At 70.2% G+C, this 18,050-nt stretch carries 18 protein-coding genes; 5 read left to right on the top strand and 13 right to left on the bottom strand.

Annotated elements, in window-relative coordinates:
• Positions 1-3: 3 nt before the first annotated feature.
• The 5 genes from ABIC28_RS05345 to ABIC28_RS05325 all read right to left on the bottom strand — a co-directional run bounded on the left by ABIC28_RS05345 (position 4) and on the right by ABIC28_RS05325 (position 6,292).
• Positions 4-1,335 carry a M16 family metallopeptidase gene (locus ABIC28_RS05345; protein ID WP_097211167.1) on the bottom strand — a complete coding sequence of 444 codons (1,332 nt, stop codon included), beginning with the start codon at positions 1,333-1,335 and terminating at the stop codon, positions 4-6.
• A gap of 136 nt (positions 1,336-1,471) precedes the next feature.
• Complete coding sequence (locus ABIC28_RS05340) at positions 1,472-3,754, bottom strand: polyribonucleotide nucleotidyltransferase (RefSeq protein ID WP_209926087.1); 2,283 nt, start codon at positions 3,752-3,754, stop codon at positions 1,472-1,474.
• A gap of 374 nt (positions 3,755-4,128) precedes the next feature.
• Entirely contained in the window at positions 4,129-4,398 is a 270-nt protein-coding gene (gene rpsO / locus ABIC28_RS05335) for a 30S ribosomal protein S15 (RefSeq protein WP_097211165.1), read from the bottom strand.
• 135 nt (positions 4,399-4,533) lie between these two features.
• A complete protein-coding gene (locus tag ABIC28_RS05330) occupies positions 4,534-5,514 on the bottom strand; it encodes a bifunctional riboflavin kinase/FAD synthetase (protein WP_179800502.1) in 981 nt (326 codons plus the stop codon).
• Between the two features lie 43 nt (positions 5,515-5,557).
• The gene (locus tag ABIC28_RS05325) at positions 5,558-6,292 is read right to left on the bottom strand and encodes a TetR/AcrR family transcriptional regulator (RefSeq protein WP_245220901.1); all 735 of its coding nucleotides are present in this window, start codon (positions 6,290-6,292) and stop codon (positions 5,558-5,560) included.
• A gap of 177 nt (positions 6,293-6,469) precedes the next feature.
• Here ABIC28_RS05325 and ABIC28_RS05320 point away from each other — a divergent pair, with 177 nt between their 5' ends.
• The 4 genes from ABIC28_RS05320 (at position 6,470) to ABIC28_RS05305 (ending at position 9,319) form a co-directional block, all read left to right on the top strand.
• A complete protein-coding gene (locus ABIC28_RS05320) occupies positions 6,470-7,195 on the top strand; it encodes a metal-dependent transcriptional regulator (RefSeq protein ID WP_097211163.1) in 726 nt (241 codons plus the stop codon).
• Positions 7,196-7,208: 13 nt separating this feature from the next.
• Entirely contained in the window at positions 7,209-7,580 is a 372-nt protein-coding gene (locus ABIC28_RS05315; protein ID WP_209926082.1) for a hypothetical protein, read from the top strand.
• Between the two features lie 123 nt (positions 7,581-7,703).
• The gene (locus tag ABIC28_RS05310) at positions 7,704-8,468 is read left to right on the top strand and encodes a DsbA family protein (protein ID WP_354577833.1); all 765 of its coding nucleotides are present in this window, start codon (positions 7,704-7,706) and stop codon (positions 8,466-8,468) included.
• Complete coding sequence (locus ABIC28_RS05305; protein ID WP_097211160.1) at positions 8,468-9,319, top strand: cytochrome c biogenesis CcdA family protein; 852 nt, start codon at positions 8,468-8,470, stop codon at positions 9,317-9,319. Before ABIC28_RS05310 ends, ABIC28_RS05305 begins: the two co-directional genes overlap by 1 nt.
• Before the next feature lie 16 nt (positions 9,320-9,335).
• On the opposite strand, the gene ABIC28_RS05300 is transcribed toward ABIC28_RS05305, so the two are convergent.
• Entirely contained in the window at positions 9,336-11,285 is a 1,950-nt protein-coding gene (locus ABIC28_RS05300) for an AfsR/SARP family transcriptional regulator (RefSeq protein WP_354577830.1), read from the bottom strand.
• Between the two features lie 111 nt (positions 11,286-11,396).
• Here ABIC28_RS05300 and ABIC28_RS05295 point away from each other — a divergent pair, with 111 nt between their 5' ends.
• Positions 11,397-12,275 (top strand): alpha/beta fold hydrolase, encoded by an 879-nt coding sequence (locus ABIC28_RS05295; protein ID WP_097211325.1) that lies wholly within the window; start codon positions 11,397-11,399, stop codon positions 12,273-12,275.
• A gap of 3 nt (positions 12,276-12,278) precedes the next feature.
• On the opposite strand, the gene truB is transcribed toward ABIC28_RS05295, so the two are convergent.
• The 7 genes from truB to ABIC28_RS05260 all read right to left on the bottom strand — a co-directional run bounded on the left by truB (position 12,279) and on the right by ABIC28_RS05260 (position 18,011).
• Positions 12,279-13,199: a tRNA pseudouridine(55) synthase TruB gene (truB, locus tag ABIC28_RS05290; RefSeq protein ID WP_097211158.1), complete on the bottom strand. Its 921-nt coding sequence runs from the start codon at positions 13,197-13,199 to the stop codon at positions 12,279-12,281.
• Positions 13,200-13,210: 11 nt separating this feature from the next.
• Complete coding sequence (gene npt, locus ABIC28_RS05285; protein WP_097211157.1) at positions 13,211-13,879, bottom strand: 4'-phosphopantetheinyl transferase Npt; 669 nt, start codon at positions 13,877-13,879, stop codon at positions 13,211-13,213.
• Positions 13,876-14,802, bottom strand: coding sequence for a metallophosphoesterase family protein (locus ABIC28_RS05280; protein ID WP_097211324.1), 927 nt, complete (start codon positions 14,800-14,802; stop codon positions 13,876-13,878). Before ABIC28_RS05280 ends, npt begins: the two co-directional genes overlap by 4 nt.
• Before the next feature lie 5 nt (positions 14,803-14,807).
• Complete coding sequence (locus ABIC28_RS05275; protein WP_269588150.1) at positions 14,808-16,175, bottom strand: MATE family efflux transporter; 1,368 nt, start codon at positions 16,173-16,175, stop codon at positions 14,808-14,810.
• A 6-nt stretch (positions 16,176-16,181) separates the two neighbouring features.
• The gene (locus ABIC28_RS05270; protein WP_097211155.1) at positions 16,182-17,162 is read right to left on the bottom strand and encodes a DHH family phosphoesterase; all 981 of its coding nucleotides are present in this window, start codon (positions 17,160-17,162) and stop codon (positions 16,182-16,184) included.
• Positions 17,163-17,170: 8 nt separating this feature from the next.
• On the bottom strand, positions 17,171-17,644 hold the full coding sequence (rbfA, locus tag ABIC28_RS05265) for a 30S ribosome-binding factor RbfA (protein ID WP_077041329.1): 474 nt from the start codon (positions 17,642-17,644) through the stop codon (positions 17,171-17,173).
• 76 nt (positions 17,645-17,720) lie between these two features.
• Positions 17,721-18,011, bottom strand: a complete 291-nt coding sequence (locus ABIC28_RS05260) for a DUF503 domain-containing protein (RefSeq protein ID WP_097211154.1) — start codon at positions 18,009-18,011, stop codon at positions 17,721-17,723.
• Between the last annotated feature and the right edge of the window lie 39 nt (positions 18,012-18,050).

Below are 18,050 nucleotides of genomic sequence, written 5' to 3'. Positions count from 1 at the left end.
CGGTCAGACGATTCCGCGGACGGCGGCGGGCAGGTCCCTCTTGCGCTTGTAGGGGCCGACGACCGAGGCGCCGTACGGCCGGCTCAGCAGCATCGCGGCGACCTCACGCACCTCCTCGGTGGTGACCTCGTCGATCCGGGCCAGCGTCTCCGTGATGCTGCGATGGTTGCCGTAGTTCAGTTCGCTTCGGCCGATCCGGTGCATCCGGGAGCCGGAATCCTCCAGTCCGAGAACCAGTCCCCCGCGGATCGAACCCTTGGCCCGCGCGCATTCGTCGTCGGTGATGCCGTTGGCCGCGACGTTCGCGAGCACCTCGCGGATCACCGTCGTGACCTCGCCGAGGTTTTCCGGCTGGCATCCGGCGTAGACCGAGAACGCCCCACTGTCCGCGAACGTGTCGATGCTCGAGTACACCGAGTACGCGAGGCCCCGCGACTCCCGGATCTCCTGGAACAGACGGGAACTGAGCCCACCACCGACGGCGGTGTTCAGCACGGACAGCGCCCAGCGGTGACCCTCGTGCCGCCCGAAGGCGCGCACACCCATGCACAGGTGCGCCTGCTCGCTGTCGCGCCCACGCAGGGTGAGCTCGGGGACCGTGCGCAGCCGCAGCCGGCCCTCGCGCCGCTCCGCCGGTTTCGGCCCCCTCGTCAGGTGCCCCTTGAAACTGCGCTTCACCAGTGCGACGGTCTCGTCGTGGTCCACGTTGCCCGCCACCGCGACGACCATCCGCGGCGGCGTGTACCGGCGGACGTGGAACGAGTGCAGCTGGGTCCGGGACATCGACTCGATCGACTCGACGCTGCCGATCACCGGGCGGCCCACCGGGTGGTCACCGAAGAGCGCGGTCAGGAAGTCGTCGCCGAGCAGGTCCTCGGGGTCGTCGTCGCGCATCGAGATCTCCTCGAGCACCACCTGGCGCTCGACGTCGACGTCGTCGGAGCGGCAGCGTCCCCGCAGCACGACATCGCTGACCAGGTCGATGGCCAGCGGCAGGTCGTCGTCGAGCACGTGCGCGTAGAAGCAGGTGTGCTCGCGGGAGGTGAAGGCGTTGAGCTCGCCGCCGATGCCGTCGACCACCTGGGCGATCTCCAGCGCGCTTCGGGTCGGCGTCGACTTGAAGAGCAGGTGCTCGAGGAAGTGCGCGGCCCCCGCCACCGACGGTTGCTCGTCGCGAGACCCCACGCCCACCCACACGCCCACCGATGCGGAGCGGACGCCCGGCATGTGCTCGGTGACCACCCGGAGACCGCCGGGGAGCACGGTGCGTCGGACTCCGAAGTCCTCGGATCTGGTCGTCAATGCGGAGGTTCGACTGCGATTGTGTGCGGCCATGAAGTGGGTCTACGGTCCTCGTCAGCTGTGCGGGTGTGAGGCTCAAACAGTACACACCGGGCGGGATACGAAAACACCGGTGCTCCCGCGCGAGCGCGCGGGAGCACCGGTGTTCAACCAGCCGATAGGGCCGGATCTACTCCGAGTCGGTCGCCTCGTCGGCGGCCGCGTCAGCAGGCGCGTCCGATGCCGAGGACTCGTCCTCGACGGGGATCAGCGAGATCTTGCCACGGTTGTCGATGTCGGCGATCTCGACGCGGAGCTTGGAGCCCACGTTGACCACGTCCTCGACCTTGGCGATCCGCTTGCCGTTGCCCAGCTTCGAGATGTGCACCAGCCCGTCGCGGCCCGGGAGCAGCGAGACGAACGCGCCGAAGGCGGTGGTCTTGACGACCGTACCGAGGAAACGCTCGCCCACCTTGGGCAGCTGCGGGTTGGCGATGGCGTTGATCATGTCGATCGCGGCCTGCGCAGACGGACCATCGGTGGCGCCGACGAACACGGTGCCGTCGTCCTCGATGGAGATGTTCGCACCGGTCTGCTCGGTGATCGAGTTGATCATCTTGCCCTTGGGCCCGATGACCTCGCCGATCTTGTCCACCGGCACCTTGATGGCCGTGACGCGCGGGGCGTACGGGCTCATCTCGTCCGGGGTGTCGATGGCCTCGGCCATGACCTCGAGGATCGTGGTGCGGGCATCGTGCGCCTGCGAGAGCGCGCCTGCCAGCACCTTGGACGGGATGCCGTCGAGCTTCGTGTCCAGCTGCAGCGCCGTGACGAAGTCCTTCGTGCCCGCGACCTTGAAGTCCATGTCGCCGAACGCATCCTCGGCACCGAGGATGTCGGTCAGCGCCACGTACCGGGTCTCACCGTCGACCTGGTCGGAGACCAGGCCCATGGCGATGCCCGCGACCGGAGCCTTCAGCGGCACACCGGCGTTGAGCAGCGACAGGGTCGAGGCACAGACGGAACCCATCGAGGTGGAACCGTTGGAGCTCAACGCTTCCGAGACCTGACGGATCGCGTACGGGAACTCGTCCTGGCTCGGCAGCACCGGCATCAGGGCGCGCTCGGCGAGGGCGCCGTGGCCGATCTCGCGACGCTTCGGCGAGCCGACGCGACCGGTCTCACCGGTGGAGTACGGCGGGAAGTTGTAGTGGTGCATGTAGCGCTTGCTGGTCTCGGGCCCCAGCGAGTCGATCTGCTGCGCCATCTTGACCATGTCGAGGGTGGTGACGCCCATGATCTGGGTCTCGCCACGCTCGAACAGCGCGGAGCCGTGGGCCCGCGGGATGACCGCGACCTCGGCCGACAGCGAACGGATGTCCGTGATGCCGCGGCCGTCGATCCGGAAGTGGTCCTTGAGGATCCGCTGGCGCACGAGCTTCTTGGTCAGCGAGCGGAACGCCGCGCCGATCTCCTTCTCGCGACCCTCGAAGTTCGGGGCGACCAGCTCGAGGACCTCGACCTTGATCTCGTCGGTCTTGTCGTCGCGCTCCTGCTTGCCCGCGATGGTCAGTGCGGCGCTGAGCTTGTCGGCTGCGGCCTTCTCCACGGCGGCGAAGACGTCGTCCTGGTAGGCCGGGAACACCGGGTAGTCGCCGGTCGGCTTGGCGGCCTTGGCGGCGAGTGCCTGCTGAGCGGTGCACAGACGCGCGATGAACGGCTTGGCCGCCTCGAGGCCCTCGGCCACGATCGCCTCGGTCGGCGCCTGCGCGCCGCCCTCGATCAGCTCGATCACGTGTGCGGGCGCCTCGGCCTCGACCATCATGATCGCGACGTCGGCGTCGTCACCGGAACCGGAGACGATACGGCCGGCGACGACCATGTCGAAGACCGCGGTCTCGAGCTGCTCGACGGTCGGGAAGGCGACCCACTGGCCCTTCTTGTTCTCCTCCGAGGTGAGCAGCGCGACACGAACGCCACCGACCGGGCCGGAGAACGGCAGGCCCGCGATCTGCGTCGACGCCGAGGCGGCGTTGATCGCGACCACGTCGTACAGGTCCTTCGGGTCCAGGCTCAGGACCGTCACGACGACCTGGATCTCGTTGCGCAGACCGTCGACGAAGGACGGGCGCAGCGGCCGGTCGATCAGGCGGCAGGTCAGGATCGCGTCCGTGGAGGGGCGGCCCTCACGACGGAAGAAGGAGCCGGGGATGCGGCCCGCGGCGTACATACGCTCCTCGACGTCCACCGTGAGGGGGAAGAAGTCGAAGTGCTCCTTGGGGTGCTTGCTGGCCGTGGTGGCCGACAGCAGCATGGTCTCGTCGTCCAGGTAGGCGACGACCGCGCCTGCGGCCTGCTGTGCGAGACGACCGGTCTCGAAACGGATGGTGCGGGTGCCGTAGCTCCCGTTGTCGATCACGGCGGTGGATTCGAACACGCCCTCGTCGACCTCTACTGCGGAATTCTCTGTCATCTTTTCTCTTCTCGTCCTCTCGTCTTTTGCCGTATCCGTGTGTGGGCGTCGCAGCCCTCCTGGCTGCGACGCGCACCATCACGACGGTCCAGCGCCCGAGGCGGGCGGGAACATCGCTGCGCGGAGGCGGTCATCGATCGAAGCCCTCCGGATTGGCGCCGTCGTGAGATCGACGCGTCCGAGTGACCACTACCGAGGACCGACGCCACGGCTTCAGGTACGTACGGCTGGATCCCGTGGATCCGATGCTAAAGCTGCGGCGTGAAAAACGCCGGTAGCCAGCGAGGCCAAGTCTATGCACTCGGCTCGCTGGCTACCGGGAAGTTCACGTCCAGATGACCCGCAACGTGTCACGGGTCACCGTGTACGCCGAATTATCGACGCAGGCCCAGACGCTCGATCAGCGAGCGGTAACGCGCGATGTCGACCTTCTGGACGTACTTGAGCAGACGACGACGGCGTCCGACCAGCAGCAGCAGGCCGCGGCGGGAGTGGTGGTCGTGCTTGTGCTTCTTCAGGTGCTCGGTGAGGTCGACGATGCGCTTGGTGAGCATCGCCACCTGCGCCTCCGGCGAACCGGTGTCGGTCTCGTGCAGTCCGTACTCGCCGAGTACGGCCTTCTTCTCTTCGGTGGTCAATGCCACTGTGAATCTCCTGTAACTGACGTCCGCGTGATTGGAACCGGGGCTCACACCCGAAGATGTTCGCCCCAGTTGGTGCGGCCACCGCGGACCGCAGCACACACCGACAGGAGATACTACCAGGGCATACGAGGCGAACTACTCGCCGTGACGCAGGTCGGCCTCGATCAGGATCTCGCGCGAGCGATCCGCGTCCCGGCCCATCTCCGCGACGAGTTCGTCGACCGAGTCGAACTTCTCCATGCCGCGCAGTCGCTCCACGAAGTCGACCGCGACGTGCTGGCCGTACAGGTCGGCCTCACCGTCGAGCACGAACGCCTCGACCGTGCGGGTGCGTCCGGAGAAGGTCGGGTTGGTGCCCACCGACACCGCCGCCTGGTGCCGCTCGCCGGGAACGACGGTTCCGGTCAGTGGTCCGGCGCCCAGGACGGTGAACCAGGCCGCGTACACGCCGTCCGCGGGGATCGCCGAGTACATCGGGGGCGCGATGTTCGCCGTGGGGAAGCCGAGCTGGCGGCCGCGCCCGTCGCCGTGGACCACCACACCCTCGACCCGGTGCGGACGACCCAGCGCCTCGGAGGCGGCCGCGACATCGCCCGCGTCCACGCACGAGCGGATGTACGTCGACGAGAAGGTCACCGCGTGTTCGGCCAGCAGGCTGACCCCGTCGACCGCGAAGCCGAATCGTTCGCCGGTCTTGCGCAGCAGGTCCACGTTGCCTGCCGCCTTGCGCCCGAAGGTGAAGTTCTCGCCGACCACCACCTCCGCGACGTGCAGCCGCTCCACGAGGATCTCGTGCACGTAGCGCTCGGGGGTCAGCTTCATGAACTCCGGGGTGAACGGCATCACGCAGAAGACGTCGATACCGAGTTCCTCGGCCAGTTCCGCCCTGCGCGCGAGCGTCGTCAACTGCGCGGGGTGACTGCCCGCGCGCACCACCTCGGCCGGATGCGGATCGAAAGTCATGAGCACACTTGCGATTCCACGCTCGCTGGCAGCCTTGACCGCCCTGCTGATCAGTTGCGCGTGCCCACGGTGCACGCCATCGAAAACGCCGATCGTGAGAACGCAACGACCCCAGTCGGCAGGCACTTCGTCGAGACCACGCCATCTCTGCACGAGTGGCAGCCTACGGCCCCGGTCCGAGTGCGTCACCTTCGGCTCAGGACTCGACGGCCTTCGCGGCGATCGCATTCGCGACCTCGGCGAGCCCGAGGGCGATCGCATCAGTGTCCCGATCGACCAACCAGCGCAGCACCAGACCGTCGACGATGGACAGGCTGCGGTGCGCGATCGACGCGACCGGCTCCGTCCAGACCATCCCGGTGCGGTCCGCACACTCGACGAGAAACGCCGTGACCTCGCGGTCCATCATCCGGTACTGCTCGCCGACGACATCGCCCGCATCCGGCGATCCCGCCTCGCGCAGGCGCATGGCATGCGTGGCGATCTCATAGGTCAGCAACCTGCGGTTCGGATTGGCCTCGACGATCGACCACATGGCCTTCAGCCCGATCCGGACCAGCTCACGCAGGCCCGCCCGGCCGTCCGCCTGCGTTGCATCGCCCACCGCGGCCAGCACCATCTGCGAAGCAGTGCTCAGCTCGTACACCAACCGCTCCGCCATCTCCGTGAGGAGCGCTTCCTTGCTCGCGAAGCAGTAGTGCACCATCCCCAGGGATATGCCCGCCTCCCGTGCGATCGCCCGCACCGTGACCGCGCCGATGCCGCCGCGCTCGGCGACGTCCAGCGCGCACTCGATCAGTTGGCGGCGGCGCTCGTCAGCGGAGAGCCGGGCTGTCGAGACCGGGGCGGAAGCCGCGGGGCCACCCGAGGGCGCCGACTGAAGCGTCACCGCGCCGGTCGCCATCGTGTCGGTCATCATCGTGGAGGTCATCGCATATTGATACCAGCGCTAAGGGGCTCTGGTGGGATGCCGGACACGCGTTAGGGGTCGAATAGGGGCAGGCCCGTGTCCCCAGCCCCTATCCCCCGCGAATCCCCCTGTCCGGTCCCCCGACCCCGGGTCCCGAGAGTGTCGGCTCACACCCGCAGGCGTGCATTGCCTAAGCTCATGATCGTGGCCGAGAGCAAGAGTGGACCGAGCGAGACCGGGAGCGCGGCGGCGCCGGAATCCCTGACCACCGTCGCGCAGGACTACCTCAAGGTGATCTGGACGGCCGGCGAATGGTCCGGCGAGCACGTCTCGACGAAGATGCTCTCCGAGAAGATCGGGGTGTCTGCCTCCACCGTGTCCGAGGCGATCCGCAAGCTCGCCGGCCAGGGTCTGGTCGACCACGCCCGTTACGGATCGATCGCGCTGACCGACCGGGGCAGGACCGCCGCGATCGGCATGGTCCGCAGGCATCGGCTGATCGAGACCTTCCTGGTCAACGAGCTCGGCTACGGCTGGGACGAGGTCCACGACGAGGCCGAGGTCCTCGAGCACGCGGTCTCGGAGCTGATGATCGCCCGGATCGACGCCAAGCTGGGCCATCCGGAGCGGGACCCGCACGGCGACCCGATCCCGACCGCCGACGGCGCCATCCCGACCCCGCCCGCCCGGCAGCTCAGCGATTTCGCGGACGGCGAGAGCGGCCGGGTTGCACGGATCTCCGACTCCGACCCGGCGATGCTCCGGTACTTCGACACGGTGGGGATCGCCCTCGACCTGACGATCACGGTGGTCGAGCGGCGCGATTTCGCAGGCACCGTCTCGGTCCGTCTCGGGGACGGCGTCGACGACACCGTGGACCTGGGCAATCCGGCCGCCGAGGCGATCTGGCTCGTCGAGGGCTGACCGGGTGCGGCGAGTGAGGACCATGCGGCTCGGCGGCGTGCTGACCGCGATCATCGGACTGTTCATCGGGATCATCGCGGCCTGCCCGCTCGCCGAGCGGACCGTGCTCGCCGAGGGTTCTCCGCTCGCTCATACCGCGCCGGCCACCGCCGACCAACGCGATGCCATCGGCAAGTCGCCCGGCTGCCGCAAGGACCCGGCCGCACCGGTCGCGCCGATCCAGGCGGGGGTTCCCCATCGCGAGGACCTTCGGATTCCGCTCGCCGCCCACCACGCACCCGCGCCGGTGATGCTCGGGCGCTCGATCCACACCGGCTCCGGACCGGTCGACACCAACGGTCCGCCGTCGCCTGCCCTGGACCTGACCACAATTCTGCGAATTTAGACGACCGTTCCCGGCCTCGACGTCGCCCCGATGGGCGGTACTCGGGCCGGGCTTCGTCATGTCCTCAATTCGCGGTTTCGCGTGCCAACCGAGTCGGCGCGCGCCCAGTCAGGAGCCATCCCCATGTCCAACCGTTCCCAGAGTCGTGCCAGAAAGTCCACTCCCGCACCAGTTCGCAAGATCGGCGCGGCGCTCGCCCTCCTCGCGGCGGTCGGATTGCTCTTCCTCGCGATCTCACAGATCGGTGATCGCACCGAGTCCGAACAGCTGGACAAGGCCGCGGCGACGCAGTCCGGCGACAGCGAGATGTACCGACAGCTGGCCGCATTCGCGCGCCGCGATGCGGCCGATCCGATGGCACGGGGCTCGGTGACCGCACCCGTGGTCATGATCGAGTACTCCGATTTCCAGTGCCCGTTCTGCCGCCAGTTCGCACAGAACACCGAGCCCGAGCTGATCGAGAAGTACGTCGACAGCGGCCAGTTGCGGATCGAATGGCGCAACCTCGCCATCTTCGGCGAGGAATCCGAACTCGCGGCGCGCGCCGCCTGGGCGGCCGGGCAGCAGGGCAAGTTCCCGGAAATGCACGCGATCATGTTCGAGCACTCGCCCGCCAAGAAGAACACCGGCGTCTACACCGCCGATCAGCTGACCGAATGGGCCGGGCAGGCCGGAGTCGCGGACCTGACCAGGTTCCGCGCCGACATGGATTCCGACGCCGCACGCGCCTCCGTGAACACCGATGTCGACGAGGCGGTCGGCATCGGCATCAATTCCACCCCCGCTTTCCTGATCAACGGCAGGCCGGTCCTCGGCGCGCGTCCGATCGAGCAGATGATCGCGGTCATCGAAGCCGGACTCAAGGACGACACCGAGGCGGGCCGGTAGTGGGCTTCGGAATCGGATACGGCGCGGCCTTCCTCGGCGGGCTGCTCGCCCTGCTGAGCCCGTGCAGCGCGCTGCTGCTGCCCAGCTTCTTTGCCTACTCCTTCAACTCCACCGGCAAGCTGCTCACCCGCACCGGCACGTTCTACCTGGGCCTGTGCACAACGCTCGTACCGCTGGGCGCGGCCGGTTCCCTCCTGGGAGGGGTGCTCACCCGGCACCGCGACACGGTGATCACCATCGGCGGGGTGACCATCATCGTGCTGGGCATCCTCCAGATCCTCGGCCGCGGTTTCTCATTCGAGTTCGCGCAGCGCACGATGGCCGAGCACGGCCGCTCCGACAGGGGTGGCGCCGTCTATCTGCTCGGCATGGTCTACGGCCTGTCCGGGTTCTGTGTCGGGCCCATTCTCGGCTCGATCCTCACCGTTGCTGCGCTGAGTTCCTCTCCCCTCCACGGTGGTTCGCTGCTGGCCGTCTACGCCCTCGGGATGGCCATGCCGCTGTTCCTGATGGCGATCCTCTGGGACCGCTTCGATCTGGGTCATCGCCGCTGGCTGCGAGGTCGCGCCATCACGGTCGGCCGCTTCCACCTGCACACCACATCGCTGATCTCCGGCGTCTTCTTCATTGCCGTCGGCGTCCTGTTCCTCGTGTCCGACGGCACCTCCGCCCTGGCCGGAACCGTCGGAGCCGATACCGGTTTCACGCTGGAGACCCAGGTCATGCGGCTCGGTGATGCCGTCCCGACGACGGCCCTCCTGCTCCTGCTCGGCGTCGCGGCGCTGCTGGTGCTGGCCTGGCGACTGCTGCGGCCGGGGGTGCGGGTCGAGGATTCGCCCGATTCGGGCTAGCGGTCGCGCGGCGCCGTCAGCACCCCAGCCGCGCGAGCCAGTCCGCGACCGGTCCGAACGTCAGCATCCCGCTGCCCGCGCCCGCGACCTCGTCCCGCGCGGGGGCGAGGGCCGCGCGTGCGCGGTCCGCCGCGCCGTCGTGACCCGTCTCCAGCGCCGCCTGCGCGACGACGCACCACAGCGCCTCGAGCAGCAGACCGGGCGGCGGGTCGGCGAGGCCGTCGAGCAGCGTCCACGCCGAATCCGGGTCGCCGCCGCGCGCCACTGCGAGCGGTCGCACCCACGGGGCGTACGGTCCCCAGCCGTCGGTCGCGACTTCGGTTGTGCGCCCGCGGATCATGTCGAGCCCCAGCAACGCGAGCGGGAGCAGGCCGTCCGCGACGCCGGGCATCCCCGCTCCCCGGAGCGTCCGGTCGGCCAGGGCAAAGCGGTCCGCGGCATCCGGCGCCCCGTCCTGTGCCGCGCGCATCGCGCGGTACCAGGCGACGAGGACGGGTGCGCGCGGGCGCTCGTGGCGGGCCGAGACGGCCTCGATCTCACGGGCGAGGGCGTCGCCGTCGTCTGGCCTGCCAAGGGCCCCCGCCGCCTGTAGGCGCAGCAGCAGCCCCTGCACCTCCGGGGTCGGGAGGTCGTGCGTGCGTGCGAGCGGAATGATCTCCGCGCCGATCCGGTCGCGCTCGGCGGCGAGACCGGCGCGGCTGCAGGTGTGCACGGCGAGGGCGCCGAGGGCGGAGCACAGCAGCGCCGGGTTGTGCAGCTCACGGGCGAGGCGGACCGCTTCCTCGGCGTGGGCGCGGCCCGATGTCCCTGGCAGTCCGCGCGTCTCGACGGCGGCCAGCACGTGCAGCCGCGCCCGCGCGGTCGGCGCGGCGTCGTCGGGCAGGGCCGCCAGGGTGCGCCCGGCGAGCGCGGCGAGCTGCCCGGAGCGTTCCGGGTCGTCGCTGCGCGGCCAGACGCTCGGCACGTCGAAGCCCCCGAGGACCCGCGCGGTGAGGGCCGGGTCCCCGAGCTCCTCCGCGGCCGTCCCGGCGGCGAGCAGATCCTCGTGCGGCTCGGCGGGAGCGGGGGCGGACACGGCCATCCGGCGGAGCATGCTCACGGTGGTCTCGAGCCGGGCACGCGATCCAGGGCCGAGCACGCGCAACGAGTCGTCCGCGACGCGCCGGAACACGTCCTCCGGCCCCCGCACCCGCGGGTCGTGCCGCAGGATGTCCGCCTCCAGGCCGGTGAGCGCCGCGGACGGGTCGAGGCCGAGCTCGTCGCGCAGGACCGCCCGCGCGCGGCGCAGGACGTCGAGGGCGTCGGCCTGCCGTCCCGCGCGGTAGAGGGCCAGGGCCAGCAACCGCCAGCCCTCCTCGCGCCACGGGGACGCGCCGACGTACGGGGTCGCCAGCGTCACGGCCTCGTCGGCGCGCCCGGTCTCCGTGAGCGCGCCGACCAGCCGCTCGACCGCGGTCGCGCGCAGCGCTGCGAGGCGCACCTGCTCGGGCCCCGCCCATGCACGGTCCGCCACGTCGGGGTAGGCGTCGACGGGCCAGTCTGCGACGACCGGCCCGAGCGCACGCACCACGCGCTCGGCGGGGGCGTCCACGGAACCGGCCACCGCGGCGTCGGCACGCCAGGCGTCCACGGCCGAGTCGGGCAGCCGCAGGGCGTACCCGCTGCCCTCGGTCACCAGGACGCGCACGGGAGAGCGGGCCGGCCGCGCGGGCTCGAGAGCCGCCCTCAGGTCCGCGACGAACGTGCGCACGGTCCCCACGGCGCGGACCGGAGGCGAGTCGCCCCACAGGTCGTCGACCAGGCTCGCCACCGGCACGACGCGTCCGTGCGCGGCAACCAGCCGGGCCAGGAGCTCCCGGTGCCGCGGACCGCGCAGGTCGATTCGGGCCCCGTCGTCGTCCCAGGCGGCGGTCGGCCCGAGGACACGGACCCGGGCCACGCCGCTCGCCCGCCCGTCGTCCCGCACCTCGCCAGCGTAAACGCGGGACCCGGCGGACATGCCCGCCGGACCGGCACTGATCCGGTGCTGATCGGCGCGCCGGAGGCTCGTGCCACCCCCCTCGACGGAAGGAACTCCATGACCACCACCATCCCCGGCTTCGAGACCCGACGCGTGCCCACGGCCGACGGCGTCGCGCTCCACACCGCGGTCGGAGGACAGGGCGACCCGATCGTCCTGCTGCACGGCTTCCCACAGACGCACCTCATGTGGCGGCACGTCGCCGCCGACCTGGCACGCGACCACACGGTCATCTGCCCCGACCTGCGCGGCTACGGCGCGAGCGACAAGCCGATCGCTACGGACGAGAGCACCTACGCCAAGCGCACGATGGGTTCCGACGTCGTGGCGCTCGCCCGCGAGCTCGGGTTCGAGCGGTTCGCCCTCGCCGGGCACGACCGCGGCGCCCTCGTCGCGTTCCGGACGGCGCTCGACCACCCCGGCGCGGTCACGCACCTGGCGACCCTCGACGTGCTGCCGACGCTGGACATGTGGGAGATCCTGCGCGGTGCCGACGCGCGGGTCGCGTGGCACCTGTATCTCATGGCCCAGCCGGCGGGTCTGCCCGAGGCGATGATCGAGAGCACGGCCGACGCGTTCTTCGGGTCGTTCCTCGACGGCTGGACCGGCCGTCCCGACGCCATCCCGGCGGAGGTCCGCGCCGAGTACCTGCGCGCGTCGCGCGACGCAGTGCCGTCGATCGTGGCGGACTACCGCGCCTCGGCGGGCGTCGACCTCGAGCACGACCGCTCGGACCGTGCGCAGGGCCGGACCCTCGCGATGCCGACGCTGGTGGTCCAGCAGGACTGGGGCGCCCGGCTCGGGTACGACGCGGCCGCCCTCTGGGGCGCCTGGGCCACCGACCTCGTGCACCGCACGCTCGCCGTCGGCCACTTCATGGCGGAGGAGTCGCCCGAGACGATCTCGGCCGAGCTGCGGGGACTCCTCACCCGCTGAGCGTCAGTGCTCCCGCAGAGTCGCGGGGCGGACCACCATCACCGAGCTGGCGCGTCTTCCGCGCTCCTGCAGCAGTGCGATCGTGTGGCCGCCCGGGTCGATGGCCGCGTAGGTGCCCGGGATCCCGATCGGCTCGAGCCACCGACCCTGGCTGATCGACTCGGCCTCGTCCGCGGTGACCTGCCGGTGCGCGAACGCGGTCTGGGCGGCCTGATCGATGTCGAGGCTGACCGCCGGGTCCTCGGCGAGCGCCTCGAGGGTGCGCGCGTGCTCCAGGGTGAACGGGCCGACCCGGGTGCGCCGCAGCACCGTCAGGTGTCCGCCGACGCCGACCGCGGCACCCAGGTCGCGGGCCAGCGCCCGGACGTAGGTTCCGGAGGAGCACTCGACTTCCACGTCGAGATCGACGAACGGCCCCTCGCGCCTGGTCTCGGTCAGCGCGAACCGGTCCACCGTGACGGGCCGGGCCTTGAGTTCGAACTCCTCGCCGGCGCGGATCAGCTTGTGGGCCCGCTGCCCGTCCACCTTGATCGCGCTGACGCTGGCCGGGACCTGGGAGATGTCGCCGGTCAGCGTGGCCATCACGGCCGCGATCTCGGCGTCGGTGACGGCGGAGGCGTCGGCCTCCGAGATCAGTTCGCCCTCGGCGTCATCGGTGGTCATCGCCTGGCCCAGCCGGATCGTCGCCGTGTACGCCTTGGTGGTCAGGGCCAGCAGCCCGAGCAGCTTGGTGGCCCGCTCGACGCCGAGCACCAACACGCCTGTGGCCATCGGATCGAGGGTGCCCGCATGCCCGACCTTGCGCGTGTTCAGGATCTTGCGACACCGCGCCACGACGTCGTGGCTGGTCATCCCCGCGTCCTTGTCGACGATCAGCAGCCCGGCGCCAACGAGGCCGGAGGACGGTTTGCGGTGAGAAGACACGGGTTTCGAGACTACTGGACGGTGATCGCGGTGATCACCAGGCCGTCGGCGACCATCCAGCGGCCGTCGAAGGAGGACAGCGGCGGGCCCGACGTCGCCTCCCCCGGCACCAGCAGCTTCGAGTGGAAGGTGCCCGCCGCCGCGCCCTCCCCGGCCTCGGACAGGGTGAAGGTGATGTGCGCGTCCTCGAACCCCAGCCAGCGACCGGTCACCGGGAACCATGCCTTGTACGTGGTCTCCTTGGCGCAGAAGAGGATCCGGTCCCAGTGCACGATGCCGGGTTCGGCGGCCGCGATCGCGGTGCGCTCCTCCGGCAGGCTGACGGCGTCGAGGACACCGTCCGGCAGCGGGCCGTGCGGCTCCGCGTCGATGCCCACGGATCGCACCTGCATCGCGTAGCCGAGCACCGCAGCGCGGTATCCGTCGCAATGCGTCAGGCTGCCGACGACCCCGCGCGGAAACAGCGGAACGCCCCGTTCGCCTCTCAGGATCGGTGCCGGGTCCATGCCGAGCTTGTCGAGCGCGACCCGCGCGCAATGCCGCGCGCTGGTGAACTCGCGGCGGCGCTTCTCGACCGCCCTGGCGATCAGCGACTCCTCCTGCGGGTGCGGCACGAGACCCGGCGGATCCTCGAACAGCTCGGCGGATACGACGCCGGTAGGCAGAATCTTCTCGATCACGCGCGCCCCGCCCTCATCGCATCGAACTCGGCTTCCTGCTCCGGGGTGACCTTGAAGTGGCCGCCCCACTTGTTCAGCGTGCCCGGCGGGTACTCCGGCACCGGCAGGATCTGGCGCAGCAGCCGCTCGGGCATCCCGCGGCGCTGCCACTCACGCGGATAGCCGAGCGAGACCTCCTCGAAGCGGACGCCGTCGTAGTAGGTGGTGCGCGGGATGTGCAGGTGGCCGTACACGCTGCAGATGGCGTTGTACCGGGTGTGCCAGTCGGCCGTCAGCTCGGTGCCGCACCACAGCGAGAACTCCGGGTAGAACAGCACCGAGGTGGGCTCGCGGACCAGCGGGAAGTGATTGATCAACACCGTCGGGATGGTGGGGTCCAGCGCGTCCAGCCTGGCCCGGGTCGACTCCACCCGGGCGTGACACCACGCCTCCCTGGTGCTGTACGGCTCGCAGGAGAGCAGGAACTCGTCGGTGGCGACCACGTTCTTGTCCCGCGCGATCTGCAGCGCGTGCGCCTTGGAGATCGATCCCGGCGGCCGGAACGTGTAGTCGTAGAGCAGGAACATCGGAACCAGGGTGGCCGGGCCACCCTCGCCCTCCCACACCGGATAGGGATCCTCGGGCGTGATCACGTCGAGCTCGCGGCACATCGCGACGAGGTAGTCGTACCGGGCCGCGCCGTGGATCTGGACGGGATCCTTCGCCGTGGTCCACAGTTCGTGGTTGCCGGGCACCCAGATCACCTTCTCGAACCGGCTGCGGAGCAGTTTCAGCGCCCACGCGATGTCGTCCGTCTTCTCCGAGACGTCGCCCGCCAGGATCAGCCAGTCCTCCGGCGAATCCGGGTACAGCTCCTCGGTGATCGGACGATTCCCCCGATGCCCGACATGGGTGTCGCTCACCGCCCACAGCTTGCGTGTCACGTGCACTACCTTCCCGCCTGAATATCGGCACCGGTCACTGCCCATCGCCCGGAACCCACCCGCCACACGACGGCCAGCATCCGCAGCACCATGAACACCGTAAGCCCCGACCAGATTCCCGCCAGACCCCAGTCCCGCACGAGCGAGAGCCAGATCAGCGGCAGGAACCCGACGATCGCACAACCGAGCGTCGCGTTGCGCAGGAACGGCGCGTCGCCCGCGCCGAGCAACACCCCGTCCAGCGCGAAGACCACCCCGGCGACCGGCATGATCGCGACGAAGAACCACCAGATGACGTCGATCTGGCCGAGGACGGCGGTGTCGTCGGTGAACAGCTCCGGAATCACCGTGTGCCCGAGCGCGAATGCCGCGGCGAGCGCCACCGCGAACACCGTCGACCACTCGGTGAGCCGGCGCGCGAGCCCCTTCGCCTGGGCCGCCCTGCCCGCACCGAGCGCCGCACCGACCAGCGTCTGCGCCGCGATCGCGAGCGAGTCCAGGGTCAGCGCCACCAGGTTCCAGAGCTGCAGCACCACCTGATGGGCGGCGACCGCGGCAGCCCCGAACCGGGCCGCGACGGCGGCCGCCGACAGGAAGCAAGCCTGGAAGGCGAGGCTCCGCAGGATCAGGTCTCGGCCCAGCACGATCTGGGCCCGCATCACCGCGGAGTCGGGCCGCAGGGAAACCACCGATCCCGAGGATCGGGCCTGCCGCAGCAGCGCCACGACGAAGAACACCGCGGTGACGGCCTGGCCGACGACATTGGCGACCGCGGAGCCGATCAACTCCCAGCGCGGCGCGCCGAGGAGTCCGTGCACCAGAACCGGGCACAGCACGGCGGACAGCCCGAGTCCCACCAGCACGAAGCGCAGCGGGCGCACCGTGTTCTGGACCCCGCGCATCCAGCCGTTGCCCGCCATCGCCACCAGGATCAGGGGCGCGCCGAACACCGCGATGCGCAGCCACGACAGCGCCTCGGCGGCGATGTCGCCGCCGCCTGCGATCAGCGAGGTGACCGGCTCGGCCAGGACCTGGACCGCGGCGATGATCGCCAGCCCGATGCCAACGGCCAGGTAGGTGGCCTGCACGCCCTCGCGGACCGCGCCCGCCTCGTCGCCCGAGCCGTGCATCCGGGCGGCGCGGGCGGTGGTGCCGTAGGACAGGAAGGTGAGCTGGGTACTGACCTGCGCCAGGATCAGCCCACCGACGGCCAGCCCGGCGAGCGCGAGCGCGCCGAGCCTGCCGACCACCGCGATGTCGAAGAGCAGGTACAGCGGTTCGGCGGCCAGCACGCCGAGAGCGGGCAGCGCGAGCCCCAGAATCCGCGAGGCGGACGGTTCGGCCCGGCGCCGCCGGGCGGTCTGCTCAGCCAATGTCTCTCAGGAGAGGGCGCCGAGCAGCGCGGCGACGACGTACTCGCTGTCGCCCTCGGCGGTGTACCCGGACGCGAACCGGTGACCGCCCCCGCCGAGCCGAGCGGCGACGACGGACACGTCGACGGCGGCCTTCGACCGCAGCGACACCGACCAGTGACCGGGTGCGGTCTCCTTGAGCACCGCGGCGACCTCCGCCTCCGACGTGGTCCGCACGATGTCGATCACGCTCTCGATCTCCTCGGAGCGCATCCCGATGGTGTCCTCGTGGCGGAGCAGCGCGTACACGAGCCCCAGCCCCTCGGCGGAGTCGGGGACCAACTGCGCCGACCCGAGCACCGCGGCGAGCATCGGCAGCCAGCCGAATGGATGGGTGTCGAGCAGCACGCGGGCGATCTCCGCCGAATCGATGCCGGTGTCGATGAGCCGCTCGGCCAGCAGGTGGGTACCGGGCTGGACCCAGCGGAACGAACCGGTGTCGGTGACCAGGCCTGCGTACAGGCAGTGCGCGATGTCCCGATCGATCTCCACGCCCCACTCGTCGAGGAGGCGCGCGAGGATCGCGGTCGTCGACTCGGCCGATTCGTCGACCAGGTTGTGCTGGGCGTACCGGGTGTTGGAGCGGTGGTGATCGATCACCAGACTGGTGCGCGCGCCGTCGAAGCGATCGGCCAGGTGACCGAGCCGACCGCGGCTACCGCAGTCGACCGTCACCAACAGGTCCACCTCGGGGTTGACCTCCGAGGCCGCCGCCAGCAGGTGTGTTCCCGGCAGGCCGCTCATCGACTCGGGCAGGTCGTCCGGGCGGGCGAACGCCACCTGAACGGGGATGCCCTTGCGCTCGAGGACGATCGCCAGCGCGAGTCCGCTGCCGATGGTGTCCGCATCCGGCTGGATGTGGCACAGCACCGTCACCGATGCGGCGGCGGACAGCAACCCGACCGCGCCTGCCAGGTCGACGTCAGAGTTCTGCTCGGTCACGGTCATCCCGGGCCCTAGTCGTCCTCGCCGGCCCGGTCGTCGTCCTCGTCGTCCACCGAACGCGGCTCCTTGTACGGATCGGCCTCGCCAGCATGCGTTGCGTTCGCCCTGGCGCGCGCCACCTCGTCGTCGGCCGCGCGGGCCTTGGCGAGGAGCTCCTCCATGTGCCGGGCCGTGTCGGGCACGGTGTCGGCGACGAAGGTCAGCGTCGGGGTGAACCGGACGCCGGTACCCGCGCCCACCTTGGAGCGCAGCGATCCGGTGGCCTTCGCGAGGCCGGCCGCGGCACCCTCGTAGTCGGGTTCGGTCTCGAGGTCGACACCACGAACCGTGTAGTAGACGGTCGCGTCGTGCAGGTCCGCGGTGACCTTGGCGTCGGTGATGGTGACGAAGTCGAGGCGCGGATCCTTGATCTCGCCCCCGATCGCCGACGCGACGATCGTCGCGATGCGCTTCGCCAGCTTGCGCGCTCTCGCCGGATCTGCCATGACGGGATGTCCCTTCTCGAAATCATCCGACGGCAGTGCCGTCGTTGAAGCCATTCAATTCCATGCGGACACCGAGTCAATCCTCGGGTCCGAAGATCCTTCGCCGTACCGCGAGCAACTGCAACTCGGGTCGGCCCGCCACATGACGCTCGCAGGTGTCGAGCACCTCGGTGAGATGGCCGACGTCGGCACTCGCGACCGCGACACCGAGCAGTGAACGCCGGTAACGGTCGTGCTCGCCGGTCTCGGCGACGGACACCCCGTATCGGGCAAGGGCAGCGATCACGGGCTTGACCACAGACCGCTTCTCCTTGAGCGAACGCACGTCGCCCAGCAGGATGTCCAGCTCAAGAGCACCGAGATACAACGAGCCTCCCGCCGGTCTGCCCAGTGCGCGCCCCGTCGA

The sequence above is a fragment of the Rhodococcus sp. PvR044 genome (genome assembly GCF_040548995.1).
Taxonomy (GTDB): Bacteria; Actinomycetota; Actinomycetes; order Mycobacteriales; family Mycobacteriaceae; genus Rhodococcus_G; species Rhodococcus_G oryzae.
The sequence above is the reverse complement of the archived record's forward strand: the minus strand, read 5'-3'. Positions and strand labels throughout refer to the sequence as shown.